Source organism: Enterobacter sp. UPMP2061 (assembly GCF_053709615.1).
The window spans coordinates 513913-531390 of sequence record NZ_JBSKJP010000001.1 but is presented as its reverse complement, the minus strand read 5'-3'; the positions used below and the strand labels follow the sequence as shown (position 1 = coordinate 531390).

Annotated in this window: 16 protein-coding genes; 12 read left to right on the top strand and 4 right to left on the bottom strand. The window is 56.4% G+C overall.

What is annotated here, in order from left to right:
• Positions 1 to 3: 3 nt before the first annotated feature.
• Positions 4 to 915: a 23S rRNA (adenine(1618)-N(6))-methyltransferase RlmF gene (rlmF, locus tag ACWKXX_RS02570; RefSeq protein ID WP_017384919.1), complete on the bottom strand. Its 912-nt coding sequence runs from the start codon at positions 913 to 915 to the stop codon at positions 4 to 6.
• Between the two features lie 242 nt (positions 916 to 1157).
• Between rlmF and mcbA the strand changes: the two genes are divergently transcribed.
• The 3 genes from mcbA (at position 1158) to ybiJ (ending at position 2357) form a co-directional block, all read left to right on the top strand.
• A complete protein-coding gene (gene mcbA, locus ACWKXX_RS02565; RefSeq protein WP_003858470.1) occupies positions 1158 to 1421 on the top strand; it encodes a DUF1471 family periplasmic protein McbA in 264 nt (87 codons plus the stop codon).
• A 123-nt stretch (positions 1422 to 1544) separates the two neighbouring features.
• Positions 1545 to 1811, top strand: coding sequence for a DksA/TraR family C4-type zinc finger protein (locus ACWKXX_RS02560; protein WP_017693765.1), 267 nt, complete (start codon positions 1545 to 1547; stop codon positions 1809 to 1811).
• Between the two features lie 285 nt (positions 1812 to 2096).
• Positions 2097 to 2357 (top strand): DUF1471 family protein YbiJ, encoded by a 261-nt coding sequence (gene ybiJ / locus ACWKXX_RS02555; RefSeq protein ID WP_003858474.1) that lies wholly within the window; start codon positions 2097 to 2099, stop codon positions 2355 to 2357.
• Positions 2358 to 2473: 116 nt separating this feature from the next.
• Here the strand turns inward: ybiJ and ybiB are convergent, their stop codons facing one another.
• A complete protein-coding gene (gene ybiB / locus ACWKXX_RS02550) occupies positions 2474 to 3436 on the bottom strand; it encodes a DNA-binding protein YbiB (RefSeq protein WP_017384921.1) in 963 nt (320 codons plus the stop codon).
• 255 nt (positions 3437 to 3691) lie between these two features.
• Between ybiB and ACWKXX_RS02545 the strand changes: the two genes are divergently transcribed.
• The 5 genes from ACWKXX_RS02545 to ACWKXX_RS02525 all read left to right on the top strand — a co-directional run bounded on the left by ACWKXX_RS02545 (position 3692) and on the right by ACWKXX_RS02525 (position 9062).
• The gene (locus tag ACWKXX_RS02545) at positions 3692 to 4228 is read left to right on the top strand and encodes a fimbrial protein (protein WP_047718768.1); all 537 of its coding nucleotides are present in this window, start codon (positions 3692 to 3694) and stop codon (positions 4226 to 4228) included.
• A gap of 69 nt (positions 4229 to 4297) precedes the next feature.
• Positions 4298 to 4972: a fimbrial biogenesis chaperone gene (locus ACWKXX_RS02540; protein WP_048249640.1), complete on the top strand. Its 675-nt coding sequence runs from the start codon at positions 4298 to 4300 to the stop codon at positions 4970 to 4972.
• A 26-nt stretch (positions 4973 to 4998) separates the two neighbouring features.
• Positions 4999 to 7542 carry a fimbria/pilus outer membrane usher protein gene (locus ACWKXX_RS02535; protein WP_284329781.1) on the top strand — a complete coding sequence of 848 codons (2544 nt, stop codon included), beginning with the start codon at positions 4999 to 5001 and terminating at the stop codon, positions 7540 to 7542.
• 21 nt (positions 7543 to 7563) lie between these two features.
• A complete protein-coding gene (locus tag ACWKXX_RS02530; protein ID WP_261666356.1) occupies positions 7564 to 8553 on the top strand; it encodes a fimbrial protein in 990 nt (329 codons plus the stop codon).
• Between the two features lie 5 nt (positions 8554 to 8558).
• Positions 8559 to 9062 carry a fimbrial protein gene (locus ACWKXX_RS02525; RefSeq protein WP_045334168.1) on the top strand — a complete coding sequence of 168 codons (504 nt, stop codon included), beginning with the start codon at positions 8559 to 8561 and terminating at the stop codon, positions 9060 to 9062.
• On the opposite strand, the gene dinG is transcribed toward ACWKXX_RS02525, so the two are convergent.
• Together dinG and rhlE are read right to left on the bottom strand one after the other, a co-directional pair.
• Positions 9049 to 11226, bottom strand: a complete 2178-nt coding sequence (gene dinG, locus ACWKXX_RS02520; protein WP_045347398.1) for an ATP-dependent DNA helicase DinG — start codon at positions 11224 to 11226, stop codon at positions 9049 to 9051. The genes ACWKXX_RS02525 and dinG overlap by 14 nt on opposite strands.
• 97 nt (positions 11227 to 11323) lie before the next feature.
• On the bottom strand, positions 11324 to 12706 hold the full coding sequence (gene rhlE, locus ACWKXX_RS02515) for an ATP-dependent RNA helicase RhlE (RefSeq protein ID WP_261666357.1): 1383 nt from the start codon (positions 12704 to 12706) through the stop codon (positions 11324 to 11326).
• A 204-nt stretch (positions 12707 to 12910) separates the two neighbouring features.
• On the opposite strand from rhlE, the gene cecR reads away from it, so the two are divergent.
• From cecR to ACWKXX_RS02495, 4 genes are read left to right on the top strand one after another with little or no spacing between them, the layout of a single operon-like run.
• Positions 12911 to 13588 carry a transcriptional regulator CecR gene (gene cecR / locus ACWKXX_RS02510; RefSeq protein WP_261666358.1) on the top strand — a complete coding sequence of 226 codons (678 nt, stop codon included), beginning with the start codon at positions 12911 to 12913 and terminating at the stop codon, positions 13586 to 13588.
• The gene (gene hlyD, locus ACWKXX_RS02505) at positions 13585 to 14580 is read left to right on the top strand and encodes a secretion protein HlyD (RefSeq protein WP_017384929.1); all 996 of its coding nucleotides are present in this window, start codon (positions 13585 to 13587) and stop codon (positions 14578 to 14580) included. The genes cecR and hlyD overlap by 4 nt, the downstream gene beginning before the upstream one ends.
• Entirely contained in the window at positions 14573 to 16312 is a 1740-nt protein-coding gene (locus tag ACWKXX_RS02500) for an ATP-binding cassette domain-containing protein (RefSeq protein WP_015571076.1), read from the top strand. Before hlyD ends, ACWKXX_RS02500 begins: the two co-directional genes overlap by 8 nt.
• Positions 16302 to 17435 (top strand): ABC transporter permease, encoded by a 1134-nt coding sequence (locus ACWKXX_RS02495; RefSeq protein WP_023296150.1) that lies wholly within the window; start codon positions 16302 to 16304, stop codon positions 17433 to 17435. Before ACWKXX_RS02500 ends, ACWKXX_RS02495 begins: the two co-directional genes overlap by 11 nt.
• Positions 17436 to 17478: the final 43 nt, after the last annotated feature.

Here is a 17478-nt window from a genome sequence, read left to right as displayed (position 1 = left end):
GGGCTATTTGCGGCGTTTGTTATCGTCCATAAAGGTCCAGGCGATAAAGCGGCTCTGCTTCTGGCCCTGCGCCATCTCTTTTTTGACTACCTTCACCGCGCCGACGTCAGTCAGCGCGCGGTAAAGCGGCGGCAGGTTATCGCCGCGGGAGACCAGCGTGGTAAACCATTTCACCTGACGACCGAAGCCCTTACTCTCGGCAATCATGCGCAGAATAAATGCCACTTCCCCGCCCTCGCACCATAGCTCCTGCTGCTGGCCGCCAAAGTTCAGCGCGCCGTCTTCAGCCTGGCCCAGGTTACGCCGCTTGCGTTCACTTCCCGCACGTGCGGAGGCGGCGGAGTCGTGGAAGGGCGGGTTGCACAGGGTGGCATCATATTGTTCGTTCTTGTGAATAATGCCGTTGAAAATAGCAGCGGGATCCTTTTGACGACGCAAACGAACGGCCCGGCTTAACCCTGGGTTAGCGTTGATAATGGCCTGTGCGCTGGCAAAGGCCTCGGCGCCGATCTCGCTGCCGGTAAACCGCCACTGGTACTCATGTGCGCCTATCAGGGGGTAGATCAGGTTCGCGCCCGTACCGATATCAAGCACGGTGGCCTGTTTCGGCACCACGCCGCCATTATCATCTGCCAGCAGATCGGCAAGATGATGGACATAATCCGCACGTCCTGGCACCGGTGGGCAGAGAAAGCCATCCGGGATGTCCCAGTGCGTAACGCCATAAAAATGGGCCAGCAGCGCTTTGTTCAGCGTCTTAACCGCCAGCGGATCGGCAAAGTTTACCGACGGTTCACCGGCTGGTGTCTGAACAATAAAATCCTGCAATTCCGGGCAGCTCAGGCACAGGGCTTTCATGTCGTAGCGGCTACGATGGCGGTTACGCGGGTGCAATCCCGGCTTTTGGGAAGTCATGGCATTCTCCTTTAGACAGCCGCGTAAGATACCCTGTGACGGCGCGGGGGTAAATATCTGTCTGCGCTGCACAAAAAACCGACGAAAATCAGCAACCTGTATGTCTATGATCTGTCAGCAAATTGTCAGAATTTATCGTTCAAAAAATAAGCAGATCATAATCAAATTTTTGCGCTAAATCACGCGCGTCAGGCTTCTAAACTTAAGAGGAATCACCTGTTGTTTCCCCTGAGGATGTGATTATGAAAAAGTATCTGACCTTTATTATTGCGGGTGCGCTGGCAGGCGCATCGTTCTCAGCCTGGTCCGTTCAACCTCTGACCGACAGCAACGACACCAGCCAGCTACGTGCGGCCGGGACGGTCTCTGTCAGCCGGGCAAGCAACCTTGATGACCTTCAGGACAAGCTGGCCGAAAAAGCGCGTCAGGAAGGGGCTAAAGGCTTCGTGGTGAACGCCGCCGGTGGTGATAACCATATGTACGGCACCGCGACTATCTATAAATAACGCCCTCTTTTCCCACACTGCATCTGCAAGGCAGATGCAGTTCTCATTTCCTTCCTTCGCCTTGACTGTGCGTTTTTTAACCCCATATTAAGATGAATGGCTTAAACAGATCAGGAGAACATGATGGCTTCCGGCTGGGCGAATGACGACGCCGTTAACGAACAGATCAACAGTACCATTGAAGATGCGGTCGCGCGTGCTCGCGGTGAAATTCCGCGCGGCGAAAGTTTGACGGAATGCGAAGAGTGCGGGGATCCGATTCCTGAAGCACGGCGTAAAGCCATTCCTGGCGTACGGCTATGCATTGCCTGTCAGCAGGAGAAAGATTCAAAAAATGCGGCACATTCAGGATATAATCGTAGAGGATCGAAAGACAGCCAGTTACGTTGACTTTCCTTTACCGAAGTTAACCGCGCCAGCCGTTTACTTTACGCTCACGACTTTTAGCGAAACGCGTAGCAAAACGTGCCCTTCCGATGGCTTCTGTAAAGCGCATCCCTAAGAAATGTCAATTGCGCTTCTGAATTTATTAATAATCAATAAGTTATTTGTCATTCAATTTTTTTGAGTAACCACGTCAATTCTCTTCGATTTTATCTTCCACTAAAAACCGTGATACTTATCACATCGACGGAACATCGTCCCCTTAACAGAATAACCTGCGAGAATTGACCTATGAAAACCATCAAATATGCTGTTGCCGCTGTTGCCCTGTCCGCTCTGTCTTTCGGCGCTTTCGCCGTAGAGCCAGTCTCCTCTACTCAGGCACAGGATCTGAACAAAATCGGGGTGGTGAGTGCTGAAGGCGCGACCACGCTGGACGGTCTGGAAGCCAAACTGGCGGAAAAAGCTGCCGCTGCCGGCGCAAGTGGATACACCATCACCTCCACTAACGGTAATAACAAACTGAGCGGTACCGCGGTTATCTACAAGTAATCGAACGAATTATGCTCCACCCTCACCCTCCCCTCTGGTGAGATGCTCCAACCCTCATTGACCCTGTTGTTGTTACCCTTGTTTGCCCGTCCGCCACTGGACGGGTTTTTTTTTGCTTAAAACGACTGCGCCACGCGCTGCAACCCGGCGTCCACAGACGCCACTTCCCCTGCCGCCAGCAGACAGCAGGCCATTTGCAGCTTGATAGACTGCGGAACCGGCACCTTTCCGGCCAGACACTGTACGATCCAGTGCGCGGTGACTTGCGGATCTTTCGACTCAGGCAGGATCACATCGCTGTTCTCTTCCCCACGTTCCAGCACGACCCGCGTCCCGGCAGGCTCAATCAGCATCAGCTGTGGACAACGCTGCGGGTTGGCGTAAACCTCCCCTTCAGTTCCATGCATCAGCAGCGCTCGCCCGCCGATTTCGGCAAAGAATTGACCGACCCGCGTCACGTACTCCGGATGGGAGACACTGGAAAGACGCAGCGCGGCGTCTTCGGCAAACGGCGTCGCCAGCTTCGCCAGGGTGTGGGCGCTGTTACGTACCCCCATGCGCCAGCGCATGTCCAGCTGCTTTTCCAGCGGCGGGCAGAGCGCGCGCACGGGAATATAGACCGGCTGGTTCCCCTCCAGCTTTGCCTGCGCCTGGCCAGCATGGAGAGTGGGTTCGATGCCTAATAATTCCAGAATGGTTTCTGTCAGCACGCGCGTCGGATCTTCGCTCACGCCATGCACCACCACCGGGAAACCGAGTTTCTGCAACAGAATAGCCAGCAGCGGCGTGAGGTTTGCCTGCTTACGCGCGCCATTGTAGGTCGGGATCACAATCGGCATCGGCTTCGTGACGGGCGGGGTTAAACGCATCGTCTGCGACTGCATGGCCTCATAAAAACCGCGCATCTCCGCCTCACCTTCCCCTTTGATGCGCAGCGCAATCAGAATGCCGCCCATTTCCAGATCCGGCACGTCGCCATTGAGCATATGCGTGTACAACGCACGGGCCGTTTCCTGATCCAGATCGCGAGCATGGTTTTTCCCACGCCCTACCTCTTTGATAATTTTGCGGTAATCCACGACATTTCTCCTGACAGCATCATCTTGTTAACAATATAGCCCGATGAACACGCACCCGATAGTGTTTTGTGATCATTATCAACCTGCTGTTTTCAGGTAAAAAAATAAACTCAAGCACTATTTGCATTATTTGTGATTGGAACTAAAGATTCGTACCTGCCCTTTTTTTGATTAAATAAACATCTGAAAGTTATTAAGGGTCAACGGTAAAAACGTCCAGGCAACGTTTTTGCCAGAAACACATCGGGATTTACTATGAACAAGGTTGCATTAGGGTTGTTTATCGCCGCAGCGGTGGGATGTTCTGCATCCGCATTTGCGGCAATCAACGGTGAAGGGCAGATTAATTTCACCGGAGAAATTATCGATTCTGCTTGCCAGGTCGTGAATGGATTAAGTAATCCATTAGATGTTCAGTTAGGAAAAGTATCTAAAACGGTATTTACCGGCGCAGGCTCTACCAGCACACTCACGAAGTTTGATATTAAGTTAACCAATTGTCCGGAAACCGTAACCTCGGCTGCGATTAACTTCGGTGGTACCCCGGATGCGAATAATAATGCCACGCTGGCATTAACGCCCGATACCGGTGCAGCTACTGGTGTGGCGATTCAGCTAATGGATGCTTCCGGGCAGCCTGTCACCCTGTATACCCCTTCGATGCAATATCCTTTAGTCTCCGGTACGGAGGTTAACGACCTGGAGTTTGGTGCACGTTATATTCAAACTCAGGCGGCAGTCACTGCGGGCCCTGCTAACTCTGTATCGACCTTCACCGTTATTTATAACTGATCTTATCAATCCTGAGATATTAATGCTCTTGCGGGCATTAACATCTCATCTTTTTAATGAGAAATCTTTATGCGCCACGGTTATTTACTGAGCACTCTTTTACTGGTAGCAGCCTCGGCACAGGCGGGTGTCGTGATCAATGGCACCCGTCTGGTCTATCAGGGAGATAAAAAGGAATCATCTCTTGGTCTTTCAAATCCAGATACCACGGATTATCTGGTGCAGTCCTGGGTCGATTCCGGCGGTAAAAACCCGGCCAAAGCCCCGTTCCTGATCACCCCGCCGCTTTTCCGACTGGATGCGAAAGAGGATAACGTCCTGCGCGTGGTGCGTACGGGAGGAAATTTACCGCAAGACAGGGAATCTCTGTACTGGCTGAATATTAAAGCGATCCCTTCCTCAAAGCATGTTGAGGGTGTAAATACGCTGCAAATTGCCATTAACACCCGAATTAAATTGCTCTATCGCCCGTCAGCGGTAAAAGGCAAACCAGAAGATATGGCCGATAAACTTGAATGGCATCGCGAAGGGAATGATTTAGTGGTGAACAATCCCACGCCTTTCTATATGAATTTTCAGGCCGTCACCCTGAATGGTCAGAAAATCACGAAAGCCACCTGGGCTGTGCCAAAAACTGAAACGCATTTTGCTTTACCTGGCAATGTCGGAGGCTCGACCGTCGCGTATTCCATTATTACTGATTACGGCAGCATCAGCCAGACATGGTCTAAACACGTTCATTAATAATATTGCCCGGTAATAAAATCATCATGTACCGCCATAAAAAGCCGTTCACCTGCCGATTTTCGTCATTGCTGATGACTTTTTGTTGCCTGGCAATGGCGATCTTTGCGCAGCAGGTTTTGGCTGATGATTATTTTAACCCAGCCCTGCTGGACATTGATAACCCACAGCAGGAAAAGACCGATCTGTCTGTCTATGAAAAAGGTCCCGGTCAGGCGCCAGGTAAATATCAGGTCGCGGTATTTATCAATAACAATAAAATTGATACCCGTGACGTGACCTTTAACATAGTTAAAGATCCGCAGGGCACCAGCACGCTTCAGCCCTGTTTTACACTGGACGAATTAAAGAGCCTCGGGATCAAAACGCAAAAATATCCGCAGCTGAGGGCAGAAGGTCAGTGCGCCGATCTACACGCCATCCCTTCGGCATCCGCGACCTTTCGCGTGCGCAATCAGCAGCTGCTGCTGAGCATTCCGCAAAAGGCGCTCGGACAGGTGCCACGCGGTTACATCGACCCGAAAGAGTTTGACGAAGGGATCAACGCGGGCCTGCTTAATTACAGCGTCAACGCCAGCCAGAGCCATGCGCGCCAGCAGGGTGAAGAGGATAGCAGCAGCCAGTACGTTAACCTGCGTCCCGGCTTCAACCTCGGGGCATGGCGCGTTCGTAACTACTCCACCTGGAATCGCAGCACCACGGGCCACGAGGAGGAACAGAAATTCACCTCCGTTTATACCTATGCGCAACGCGACATTGTGGCAATGAAAAGTGACGTGACGGTGGGGCAAAGCACCTCACCTTCCGACGTTTTTGACAGCGTCCCCTACACCGGCGTGGAGCTGAAATCCGACAGCGACATGCTGCCGGACAGTGAAAAAGGCTATGCCCCTATTATTCGCGGCACCGCCCACAGCAACGCGCTGGTGATGGTCCGCCAGAACGGGTACGTGATTTATCAGAACACGGTCGCGCCGGGCGCATTCGAAATTAACGACCTCTACCCCACCGGCAGCAGCGGTGACCTCCAGGTTACGGTGAAAGAAACAGACGGCAGCGAGAGCCATTTCGTGGTGCCGTTTGCCTCCGTGCCGGTATTGCAGCGTGAAAAAAACCTGCGCTACAGCGTAACCGCCGGGCGTTATCGCTCTTATGACAAAGACGTTGAAAAGACCCCGTTTGCCCAGGGAAGCGCCATCTACGGTTTACCTCACGGCTTCACGGCCTATGGCGGCGTGCAGCAGAGCAGCCACTATCAGTCCCAGGCGCTCGGCGCCGGGAAAAACATGGGCGATCTCGGGGCGTTCTCCATTGACGTGACCCGCGCCAGAGCCCTGCTGAAAAAACAGCAGTCCAGCAAGGGCCAGTCGTGGCGCGTACGCTACAGCAAAGATTTCGCCGGTTCAGGCACCAACTTTTCGCTTGCGGGCTATCGCTATAACAGCAAGGGGTTTTACACCCTGGACGACACTATGGAGTCGTATACCCGCGCCGACGACTGGTCTGCTCCCCAGCAGCGCCGCGCCCGTACAGAAGCCACCATTGACCAGACGCTGCCAGAAGGTTGGGGGTCGGTGACGCTGAGCATGGTGAAGGAAACTTACTGGAGCCAGAGTCAGAACATGACCTCCCTGAGCGTCAGCTACAACAACAGCTGGCACGGCGTGAGCTACAGCCTCAGCTACAGCTTGAACAAAAACACCCACGACAGCGATGAAGACGGTAATGAGGTAACAAACGACAACCAGTTCTCGCTGAGCGTTTCGGTTCCGCTGGATCGCTGGATGCATAATACCTGGGCCACGTACAACCTGAACAACACCAAAGACGGCACCACGCAGAACATCGGTCTTAACGGTACGGCGCTGAAAGAAGACAACCTGAACTGGAATATCCAGGAAGGGCTCAGCAGCACCGGCAGCGGTAACTCCACCAGCATCAACGCCGATTACAAAGCGACCTACGGCGAAGTGAGCGCAGGCGTCAGTCAGGATAAGTATCAGCAGACCCTGAACGTCGGTTTGCAGGGCGGCGTGGTGGCCCACGCTAACGGGATAACCCTGAGCCAGCCGCTCGGTGAAACCATCGCGCTGGTGAAAGCGCCAGGTACGCACGGCACCCATATCACCAACCAGACAGGCGTGGAGACTGACTTCCGCGGCTATACCGTCGTGCCGTTCGTGACCGCTTATCGTCACAATACCATCGCGCTGGATACCGAAACGCTGCCGGAGGATGCCGACGTCACCCACGCGGCGCAAATTGTGACGCCAACCCGCGGGGCCGTGGTGCGCGCCAGCTTTACTACCCGCGTGGGTAACCGCGTCCTGATGACGCTTACACAAAATGGTAAACCGCTGCCCTTCGGCGCAACGGTCACCACCGGGGATAAGGACAGCGAATTTATTGTCGGAAATGACGGCCAGACTTACCTATCGGGTCTGCCACAGCAAGGGCATCTCAACGTTTCCTGGGGACAGGAGGCGAGCGAGCACTGCGTCGCTGACTATGCGCTAACGGATGAGAAAGAGAAAACCAGCATCATTAACGCTGCCGCGCAGTGTCATTGATTACCGTTCAGGCTAACGATTATGCAAATGATTAAACAGTGCTTTTTCTTACTGGTTCTGGGAACCGCCGCGTTATTTATGCCGCATGCGAAGGCGACCTGCACCACGCCGGATCTGCCCAAAATGATTAACGTGGCCTCCATCTCTGTCCCCACGACGCTGGCCGTTGGCGCAACTATCCCGGGTACAGAGCAAAGCGTTCATGTTGCCGGGCACTGCGATCAGAGTATCGACAGCGGTCTGGAAATTGTTTCCTGCTACTACGGCACCGGCGCGGAAATTCCTGGGCTCAGGGGCGTTTATGATTCCGGCGTACCGGGGATTGGGGTCGCACTAATGAACGATCAGGGTCAGCGAATCAGCGGAGCCGGCGGAGTACAGTGCGATTCACGCGGAACGCCTGTTGCCTATGTTTCTACCGATGGCACACAGTCGTTTAACTTTGACGTCACGCTTGAACTGGTGAAAACAAGCGACGCCGTGACATCCGGCACGCTGGTGCAGTCTCAGACCGAATTCGGCATTGGCGTTTTTGGCCATGAAGGGATCGGCAGCCCTAATCATATTGCGTATGCAGGTAACGTCATTTTGCATCAGGTCACCTGCTCTGTTTCGCCAAAAAATCTCACCGTTAATTTGGGCGATTTTCCCGTCAGTGATTTTATGAGCGTGGGGTTTTTATCCAGCCCCGCTCAGATGTTTAATATCACCGTTAACTGTGACACAACCGTTCAGCCTGAGCTAAAAATCACCAGTGCTAACGGGTACGAAACGGCATTTGAGGGAGTGATCAAACTGACGAAGCAGACGGGCATGGCAAGGGGCGTCGGGGTAAGAATGCTGTTTGATGACCATATCGCGACCTTTGACTCCTACGTCAACACCCAAAGCCAGGCCGTTGCCAATGAAACGCTGGATATCCCCTTTCAGGTTCGCTACGAGCAGACCAGCGATGTGGTGACGCCCGGCCCCGCCAACACCGTAGCAACCATCACTCTCGCCTATAAGTGACAAACATGAAAAAGACAATCGCGTTTCTGGCGGTGGGCTTACTGGCCCAGGCTCACGCAGACGACATTCAGATCCAGATGACGGGAAATATTTACGCCAATACCTGCGTCATTGACAGCGCCAGCCGCAACCTGACGGTGGACTTAGGCCAGGCGGTGTCGGGCAGTTTTAGAGACGTGGGGGATACCGGCGAGTGGAAAGACTTTTCCCTGTCAGTATCGCACTGCCCAGCCACGCTGGCGCTTGCCACGGCCTTTTTCTATGGCCAGGCAGACAGCGTGCATCCGACCAAATTTGCCAATATCGGTAGCGCAAAGGGACTGGCGCTGGAGCTGGCAGACCGACAGGACAAAATACTGATTGCCCCGCAGGCCGCCTTTAACGCCGCCATCAATCCGAGCGACCACACGGCAACCTTTCCTCTGTCCGCACGCTACTACGCCACCTCAATGCCCGTCACTGCCGGGACGTTCAACAGCGTGATTCAGGTAACATTCACTTACCAGTAGGACCGCGCCTCTTTGCACGGATGCTTTTTGTACGCCCGGCAGAGGGTTTTGCCGGGCGTTTTTTTACCTCCGGCACTTCTGGCTGCTCAATCGGGAAGATCGGCAGCGCATTCAGCAGCCGCTGGCCATAGTTTTTGGTAAGCAGGCGTTTGTCATAAATCACCACCTCGCCCCAGCAGCCGTGGCTACGGATCAAGCGCCCGACCTGCTGGATCAGGTTAAACGACGCCGCAGGCAGGCTTTGCACTTCAAACGGATAACGGTTAAGGCTTTTCAGCCATTCGCCTTCGGTGATCACCACCGGGCTGTCGATGGGCGGGAAGGCAATTTTATGGATATGCACCTGCGTCAGGTAGTCGCCTTTTAAATCCAGCCCTTCCGCAAAGGACTGTAGCCCCACCAGCACGCTACGCTCGCCGTTATCAATGCGTTTACGGTGCGTTTCCACCAGCCGATAGCGCGGCTGATCGCCCTGCACCAGCAGGAGTAAGCGCAGATCGGTGACGTGCTCCAGGAAGCGTTGCATCGCGCGGCCGCTGGCAAACAGCACCAGCATACCGGGGTATTTTTTACTCTCAACCTGCTCGCGGAAGTAGGCCGCCATTTCCGCAATATGCTGCTCTTCGTTATCGATAAGCGGCTCATAGTTCATGCGCGGGATCACCAGCTTGCCCTGCTCACAGTGGTTGAACGGCGAGTCCAGGGCCACAAAACGGTCCCCCGCTTTCTCTTTCAGGCCGCTCATTTCCTGTAACCTTGAGAAGCTGTTCAGTGAACGCAGGGTTGCCGACGTCACTACCACGTGCGGCACGCTGCGCCAGATCAGCTTTTCCAGCTGATCGGCCACGCGGATGCCCACGCAGTGGAAGAACAGATGTACCTGTCCGTCTCGCACTTCGCGGGTGGCCCACTTTGTCACTGGCGCCCCGGACGCCTGCGCCATCGAGGCCAGCCGCCAGAGTTTGCTCTGCGCCTCAAACATACCCAGCGCGCGGTTCATTTGCAGCAGAATGCGGTGCAAGCGCACCACGTCATGGGTACCGGTTTTCTCGCTGAGATCGTTTAAGAACATCTCCGCCAGCCCGCGCAGCTTTTCAAGGTGCTTCGCCAGCTGCTGGCAAATCTCCATCACTTCCTGTGGCAACTCCCCCATCGCAAAGCGGTGTTCCGCTTCCTGGGTGGCGGGAAGATACAGGTTGAGAATGTTATTCAGCGAGGCGATGAGGCCGTACACCTCTTCACAGTGCTCGCTCAACCGCTCCGGGACCGCCAGCGGCGGCGTGGTTTTCGGACGGAACTGCTCCATGCAGGTTGCCACCAGCTTGCAGAACAGATCGAGTTGCAGGCGAAACCACGGGGCGGTAATTTCCGCACTCATCTCCAGCGCATCCCGCGCCACGTCGGGCAGATGATGACCTTCATCCAGCACCAGCAGCAGGTTTTTGGGCTCCGGCAGGACCGCTTCACTCTCCAGGGCAGCCATCACCAGCGCATGGTTGGCGACAACCACCTCCGCTTCCTGAATCTCACGCCGGGCGACAAAGAACGGGCACTCGCGATAGTAATGACAGTTGCGGTTCAGGCAGCTCGCTTTATCGGTGCTGAGCCTGCGCCACAGGTCGTCGCCGATCGCCTGGCTGGTGTGATCCCGCAGGCCGTCCCACCTGTAGCCGTCGAGATCGGCCTTTAGCTTTGCGCACTGCTCCTGCTCCGCCTTGTTGTTTGGCGTCAGCTCGTCATCAAGAAACGCGAGCAGATCCTGCTGGGAGGGTTCACTGCTGGCCAGCGCCGCCAGATTGCGCGGGCAGACGTAGCGCCCGCGACCAAAGGCGGCGGTGAACCGTAAATCGGGGATAATTTTGCGCAGCAGCGGCAAATCTTTGCTGAAGATCTGATCCTGCAAGGCCACGTTAGCGGTACTGACCACCAGCGTTTTGTCGTCTTCCCGCGCGATGGCAATGCCGGGAATGAGATACGACAGGGTTTTCCCGACGCCGGTCGGGGCTTCAATCGCCAGATGTCGCCCGTCGTCCCCGGCGAGCGTTTTGGCCACGTCAGCAATCATCTGCCGCTGCGGCGCTCGGGGGATAAAATCGGGGATCTGCTGTTGTAGCGCCTTATACCATGCGCCAATTTGCGCCTTGAGCGCAGCGGTTAAAGCCATTGGAAAACCTGAAATACTGTATAAACAGCCACTATTGTGGCACTTTCTCTTCGCTGCCGCAAAAAGAAAAGCCCGGCTTTACGACCGGGCTTCCAGATTACTGCGGGTTAGCAGGTTTACGCGGGCGGCGTCGGCGCTGCCCCTCGCCTGCCGGTTTCCCTTCGCCGCTACGCCACGGGTTTTCACCGGCTGGTTTGCTGTCGTTATTACGACGCGGCGGTTTGCCCGAAGATTTCGGCGCGCCACCTTCGGCACGACGCGGCTGCTGACCGCGACCACCGCCACCCTGACCGCGACCGCCGCCCTGACGACCGTTCTGAATTGGCTCAGCTTTGATCGACGGGTCCACTTCATAACCCGGGGTATCAATGCGCGGGATCTCTTTCTTCAGCAGACGTTCGATGTCGCGCAGCAGCTTGTGTTCATCCACGCAGACCAGAGAAAGCGCTTCCCCGGTTGCCGCCGCACGGCCGGTACGGCCGATACGGTGCACGTAGTCTTCCGGCACGTTTGGCAGCTCGTAGTTCACCACGTGCGGCAGCTCTTCAATGTCCAGGCCACGGGCGGCGATGTCGGTTGCCACCAGCACACGTATGTCGCCGGATTTAAAATCAGCCAGCGCGCGGGTACGCGCACCCTGACTCTTGTTGCCGTGGATCGCCGCGCTGCGAATACCGTCTTTATTCAGCTGTTCCGCCAGGTGGTTAGCGCCGTGCTTGGTGCGGGTAAAGACCAGTACCTGCTGCCAGTTGCCCTGGCCGATCATCTGGGAGAGCAGTTCCCGCTTGCGCTTCTTATCCACAAAGTGCACGTGCTGCGTCACCTGCTCGGAGGCGGTATTGCGGCGCGCGACTTCCACTTCCAGCGGGTTATGCAGCAGCTTTTCCGCCAGTGCCTTGATCTCGTCGGAGAAAGTCGCGGAGAAGAGCAGGTTCTGACGACGCGTCGGCAGCTTCGCCAGCACGCGGCGAATGTCGTGGATGAAGCCCATATCCAGCATACGGTCGGCTTCGTCCAGCACCAGAATTTCGATGTTATCGAGCTTCACCGCGTTCTGGTGTTCCAGATCCAGCAGACGCCCCGGCGTTGCCACCAGCACGTCCACGCCGCCGCGCAGCTTCATCATCTGTGGGTTAATGCTTACCCCGCCGAAAACCACCAGCGAACGAATGTTGAGGTAGCGGCTGTATTCACGCACATTCTCGCCAATCTGGGCCGCCAGTTCGCGGGTTGGGGTGAGGATCAGCGCACGCACCGGACGACGGCCTTTGGCGTGCGGCTGGTTTTTTACCAACAGCTCCAGCAGCGGCAGGGTAAAGCCTGCGGTCTTACCGGTACCGGTCTGCGCGCTTGCCATCAGGTCACGGCCCTGCAAAACGGCCGGAATGGCCTGCTGCTGGATAGGGGTTGGCTCAACGTAGCCCTGCTCTGCGATGGCGCGCAGAATTTCCGGGTTCAGACCAAGGGAATCAAAAGACATAAAAACTCCGAACCGCCCCGACCATCACAGGTGTAGTTTTCAGGGAGATATAACGAATAGAAGGACAAAAACCACAATGTCGCGAAGGAGCGGAGTGTAGCAGCTTTTGTGACGTGGCGCATAAAATATCCCCGGCCATGACTCGACGTTTGCGCAAATCAGGCATAATCTTAATCAATCGATTGATTAATTTTTAATGCTGCTATGAATACAACCCCAACGACAACCAAAGGCGAACAGGCGAAAAGTCAGCTTATCGCCGCCGCGCTGGCGCAGTTTGGCGAGTATGGTCTGCATGCCACCACGCGGGATATCGCCGCTCAGGCCGGGCAGAATATTGCAGCCATCACCTACTATTTTGGCTCAAAAGAGGATTTATACCTCGCCTGCGCCCAGTGGATCGCGGATTTTATCGGCACCAGCTTTCGCCCGCACGTGGAAGAAGCCACCGCGCTGTTCAGCCAGCCAGAGCCTGACCGGGCTGCCCTCCGCCAGCTGATCCTTAACGCCTGTCACAACATGATCCGCCTGCTGACGCACGACGATACGCTGAACCTGAGCAAATTTATCTCCCGCGAGCAGCTCTCCCCCACTGCCGCGTACCAGCTGGTGCACGATCAGGTGATCGCCCCGATGCACGGCCATCTGACCCGGCTGATCGCCGCCTATACCGGACGGGACGCCAGCGATACCGACACCATTTTGCATACCCACGCCCTGCTGGGCGAAGTGCTCGCCTTCCGTCTGGGGCGTGAGACCATCCTGTTACGTACGGGCTGGACACAATTCGATGAGGATAAAGCCGCGCAAATTAGCCAGGTCATTACCTGTCACGTTGATCTGATCCTGCAAGGCTTAACGCAAAGGAGCCTGAAGTCATGAAAAAACCTGTCGCCATAATTCTGGTGGTTGTTGTGTTACTTGCTGCGGGAATCGGTGGCTGGCTGTGGTATCAGAGCCAGCAGGATCGTGGCCTGACGCTGTACGGCAACGTGGATATCCGCACCGTGAACATGAGCTTCCGCGTCGGCGGACGGCTGGCCTCGCTGAACGTTGACGAAGGCGATGCCATCAAAGCCGGGCAGACGCTGGGAATGCTGGACAAAGCCCCGTTTGAGAACGCGCTGATGCAGGCAAAAGCAGGCGTCTCCGTCGCACAGGCGCAATACGACCTGATGCTGGCGGGCTACCGTGACGAAGAGATCTCCCAGGCGGCCGCTGCCGTTAAGCAGGCAAAAGCCGCCTATGACTATGCGCAGAATTTCTATAACCGTCAGCAAGGCTTATGGAAAAGCCGTACTATTTCCGCCAACGACCTGGAAAACGCGCGCTCATCCCGCGACCAGGCACAGGCGACGCTGAAATCTGCCCAGGATAAGCTAAGCCAGTACCGCACCGGTAACCGTGCGCAGGACATTGCCCAGGCGAAGGCCAGCCTTGAGCAGGCGCAGGCGCAGTTAGCCCAGGCGGAGCTGGATCTGCACGACACCACGTTAATCGCCCCGTCTGACGGCACGCTGATGACCCGCGCCGTGGAGCCGGGCAGCATGCTCAGCGCGGGCAGCACCGTGTTAACGCTCTCCTTAACCCGTCCGGTGTGGGTGCGCGCTTACATTGATGAGCCAAATCTTGGCCAGATGCAGCCGGGCCGCGAACTGCTGCTCTATACCGACGGTCGCCCGGACAAGCCGTATCACGGCAAAGTGGGCTTCGTCTCCCCTACCGCCGAGTTCACGCCAAAAACCGTTGAAACCCCGGACCTGCGTACCGACCTGGTGTATCGCCTGCGCATCATCGTCACCGATGCGGACGACGCGCTGCGTCAGGGCATGCCTGTTACCGTGACCTTAAACGACGGGGAACGACATGAATGATGCGGTTATCCAGCTCAACAATCTGGTCAAACGCTTCCCGGGAATGGCCAAACCGGCGGTCGCACCGCTGAATTGTACGATTCAGAAAGGCTATGTGACCGGGCTGGTGGGGCCGGACGGCGCGGGTAAAACCACGCTGATGCGGATGCTGGCGGGATTGCTGAAGCCGGATGAAGGCAGTGCCAGCGTGCTTGGCCTCGATCCGATCAAAGACGACGCGGCGCTCCACGGCATGCTCGGCTATATGCCGCAGAAGTTTGGTCTGTACGAAGATCTGACGGTAATGGAAAACCTCAACCTGTATGCCGATCTGCGCAGCGTTACCGGCGAAACCCGGCAGAAAACCTTCCAGCGTCTGCTGGCGTTTACCTCCCTCGGCCCGTTCACCGACCGGCTGGCGGGCAAACTTTCCGGCGGGATGAAGCAGAAGCTGGGGCTGGCCTGCACGCTGGTGGGCGAACCGAAGGTGCTCTTGCTGGATGAACCCGGCGTGGGCGTGGACCCGATTTCCCGCCGCGAGCTGTGGCAGATGGTGCACGAGCTGGCGGGTGACGGCATGCTGATCCTCTGGAGTACCTCTTACCTTGATGAAGCAGAGCAGTGCCGCGACGTGCTGCTGATGAATGAAGGCGAACTGCTCTATCAGGGCGAACCCACCGAGCTGACGCAAACCATGGCCGGGCGCAGTTTTCTGCTGCACAGCGCGCAGGAGTCCAACCGCAAGCTGCTGCAACGGGTACTGAAGCTGCCGCAGGTGAGCGATGGGATGATTCAGGGCCGTTCGGTGCGCGTGATCCTCAAAAAAGAGACTACCGCCGACGATATCCGCCGTGCGCAGGGTATGCCTGAGATCGACATGACAGAGACCGCGCCGCGCTTTGAAGATGCGTTTATCGATCTGCTGGGCGGGGCGGGAACCTCAGAATCACCGCTTGGCGCCATCCTGCACACGGTGGAAGGCACGCCGGGCGAAACGGTCATTGAAGCAAAATCGCTCACCAAAAAATTCGGCGATTTCGCCGCCACCGATAACGTCAATTTTGCCGTGAAGCGCGGCGAGATATTTGGCCTGCTCGGGCCGAACGGCGCGGGGAAATCCACCACCTTTAAAATGATGTGCGGCCTGCTGGTACCGACCTCCGGCAAAGCGCTGGTGCTGAACATGGATCTCAAAGTCAGCTCCGGCAAGGCGCGCCAGCACCTGGGCTATATGGCGCAGAAGTTTTCGCTCTACGGCAACCTGACGGTGGAGCAAAATCTGCGATTTTTCTCCGGCGTCTACGGCCTGCGGGGACGGGCACAGAATGAGAAGATCGGCCGCATGTGCGACGCCTTCGGCCTGACCGATATCGCCTCACACGCTACCGAAGCGCTGCCGCTTGGCTTCAAACAGCGGCTGGCGCTGGCCTGCTCACTGATGCACGAGCCGGATATCCTGTTTCTTGATGAACCGACTTCAGGCGTGGACCCCCTCACCCGCCGAGAATTCTGGTTGCATATCAATAGCATGGTGGAAAAAGGCGTGACCGTGATGGTCACCACCCACTTTATGGACGAGGCAGAGTATTGCGACCGCATCGGGCTGGTCTATCGCGGCAAGCTGATTGCCCACGGCACGCCGGATGACCTGAAAGCGCAGGCCGCCGACGACGCGCAGCCAGACCCGACCATGGAGCAGGCGTTTATCACCCTCATCCAAGACTGGGATAAGGAGAATACTCATGCGCAGTAACACCCTTTCCTGGCGCCGGGTGCGCGCCCTGTGCGTCAAAGAGACGCGGCAGATTGTGCGTGACCCCAGCAGCTGGCTGATTGCGGTGGTGATCCCCCTGCTGCTGCTGTTTATTTTCGGCTACGGGATTAACCTCGACTCCAGCAAGCTGCGGGTCGGGATTTTGCTGGAGCAGCAGAGCGAAGAGGCGCTGGACTTCACCCACGCCATGACCGGCTCGCCCTACATCGATGCCACCATCAGCGACAACCGGCAGGAACTGATCCAGAAAATGCAGGCCGGAAAAATTCGCGGTCTGATCGTCATTCCGGTCGATTTTGCCGCCAATATGGCACGCCCGGGCGCCGATGCGCCAATTCAGGTGATCACCGACGGCAGCGAGCCGAACACCGCCAACTTCGTGCAGGGCTACGCGGAGGGTATCTGGCAGCTCTGGCAGATGCAGCGCGCCGAAGACCGGGGGGAGGAGTTTGAACCGCTGATTGACGTGCAGACGCGCTACTGGTTTAACCCCGCCGCCATCAGCCAGCATTTTATTATTCCGGGGGCGGTCACCATCATCATGACGGTGATTGGCGCGATCCTCACCTCGCTGGTGATCGCCCGCGAATGGGAGCGCGGCACCATGGAGGCGCTGCTCTCGACCGAAGTAACGCGCGTCGAGCTGCTGCTCTGCAAGCTGATCCCCTACTACTTCCTCGGCATGCTGGCGATGCTGCTGTGTATGCTGGTCTCGGTATTTATTCTTGGCGTGCCGTACCGCGGCTCGCTGGTGCTGCTGTTCTTTATTACCAGCCTGTTTTTGCTCAGCACGCTGGGGATGGGACTGTTAATTTCCACCATCACCCGCAACCAGTTTAACGCCGCGCAGGTGGCGCTTAATGCCGCCTTCCTGCCGTCGATTATGCTCTCCGGCTTTATCTTCCAGATAGACAGTATGCCGGCGGTGATCCGCGCCGTGACGTACATCATTCCGGCGCGCTACTTTGTGAGCACCCTGCAAAGCCTGTTCCTGGCGGGAAATATTCCGGTGGTGCTGATTATCAACACCCTGTTTTTGCTGGCGTCGGCGGTGATGTTTATCGGGCTGACGTGGATGAAAACGAAAAGAAGATTAGATTAGCCATCGGATTTTGTAGGTCGGGTAAGCGCAAGCGCCACCCGAC

What these genes read in the sequence shown, in the direction of transcription:
- ACWKXX_RS02500 (WP_015571076.1), top strand. Translation starts at nt 14,573, where the DNA reads ATGAATGATGCGGTTATCCAGCTCAACAATCTGGTCAAACGCTTCCCG.
- cecR (WP_261666358.1), top strand. Translation starts at nt 12,911, where the DNA reads ATGAATACAACCCCAACGACAACCAAAGGCGAACAGGCGAAAAGTCAG.
- dinG (WP_045347398.1), bottom strand. Translation starts at nt 11,226, where the DNA reads ATGGCTTTAACCGCTGCGCTCAAGGCGCAAATTGGCGCATGGTATAAG.
- ACWKXX_RS02560 (WP_017693765.1), top strand. Translation starts at nt 1,545, where the DNA reads ATGGCTTCCGGCTGGGCGAATGACGACGCCGTTAACGAACAGATCAAC.
- ybiJ (WP_003858474.1), top strand. Translation starts at nt 2,097, where the DNA reads ATGAAAACCATCAAATATGCTGTTGCCGCTGTTGCCCTGTCCGCTCTG.
- hlyD (WP_017384929.1), top strand. Translation starts at nt 13,585, where the DNA reads ATGAAAAAACCTGTCGCCATAATTCTGGTGGTTGTTGTGTTACTTGCT.
- ACWKXX_RS02535 (WP_284329781.1), top strand. Translation starts at nt 4,999, where the DNA reads ATGTACCGCCATAAAAAGCCGTTCACCTGCCGATTTTCGTCATTGCTG.
- ACWKXX_RS02540 (WP_048249640.1), top strand. Translation starts at nt 4,298, where the DNA reads ATGCGCCACGGTTATTTACTGAGCACTCTTTTACTGGTAGCAGCCTCG.
- ACWKXX_RS02495 (WP_023296150.1), top strand. Translation starts at nt 16,302, where the DNA reads ATGCGCAGTAACACCCTTTCCTGGCGCCGGGTGCGCGCCCTGTGCGTC.
- ACWKXX_RS02545 (WP_047718768.1), top strand. Translation starts at nt 3,692, where the DNA reads ATGAACAAGGTTGCATTAGGGTTGTTTATCGCCGCAGCGGTGGGATGT.
- rlmF (WP_017384919.1), bottom strand. Translation starts at nt 915, where the DNA reads ATGACTTCCCAAAAGCCGGGATTGCACCCGCGTAACCGCCATCGTAGC.
- ACWKXX_RS02525 (WP_045334168.1), top strand. Translation starts at nt 8,559, where the DNA reads ATGAAAAAGACAATCGCGTTTCTGGCGGTGGGCTTACTGGCCCAGGCT.
- rhlE (WP_261666357.1), bottom strand. Translation starts at nt 12,706, where the DNA reads ATGTCTTTTGATTCCCTTGGTCTGAACCCGGAAATTCTGCGCGCCATC.
- ACWKXX_RS02530 (WP_261666356.1), top strand. Translation starts at nt 7,564, where the DNA reads ATGCAAATGATTAAACAGTGCTTTTTCTTACTGGTTCTGGGAACCGCC.
- mcbA (WP_003858470.1), top strand. Translation starts at nt 1,158, where the DNA reads ATGAAAAAGTATCTGACCTTTATTATTGCGGGTGCGCTGGCAGGCGCA.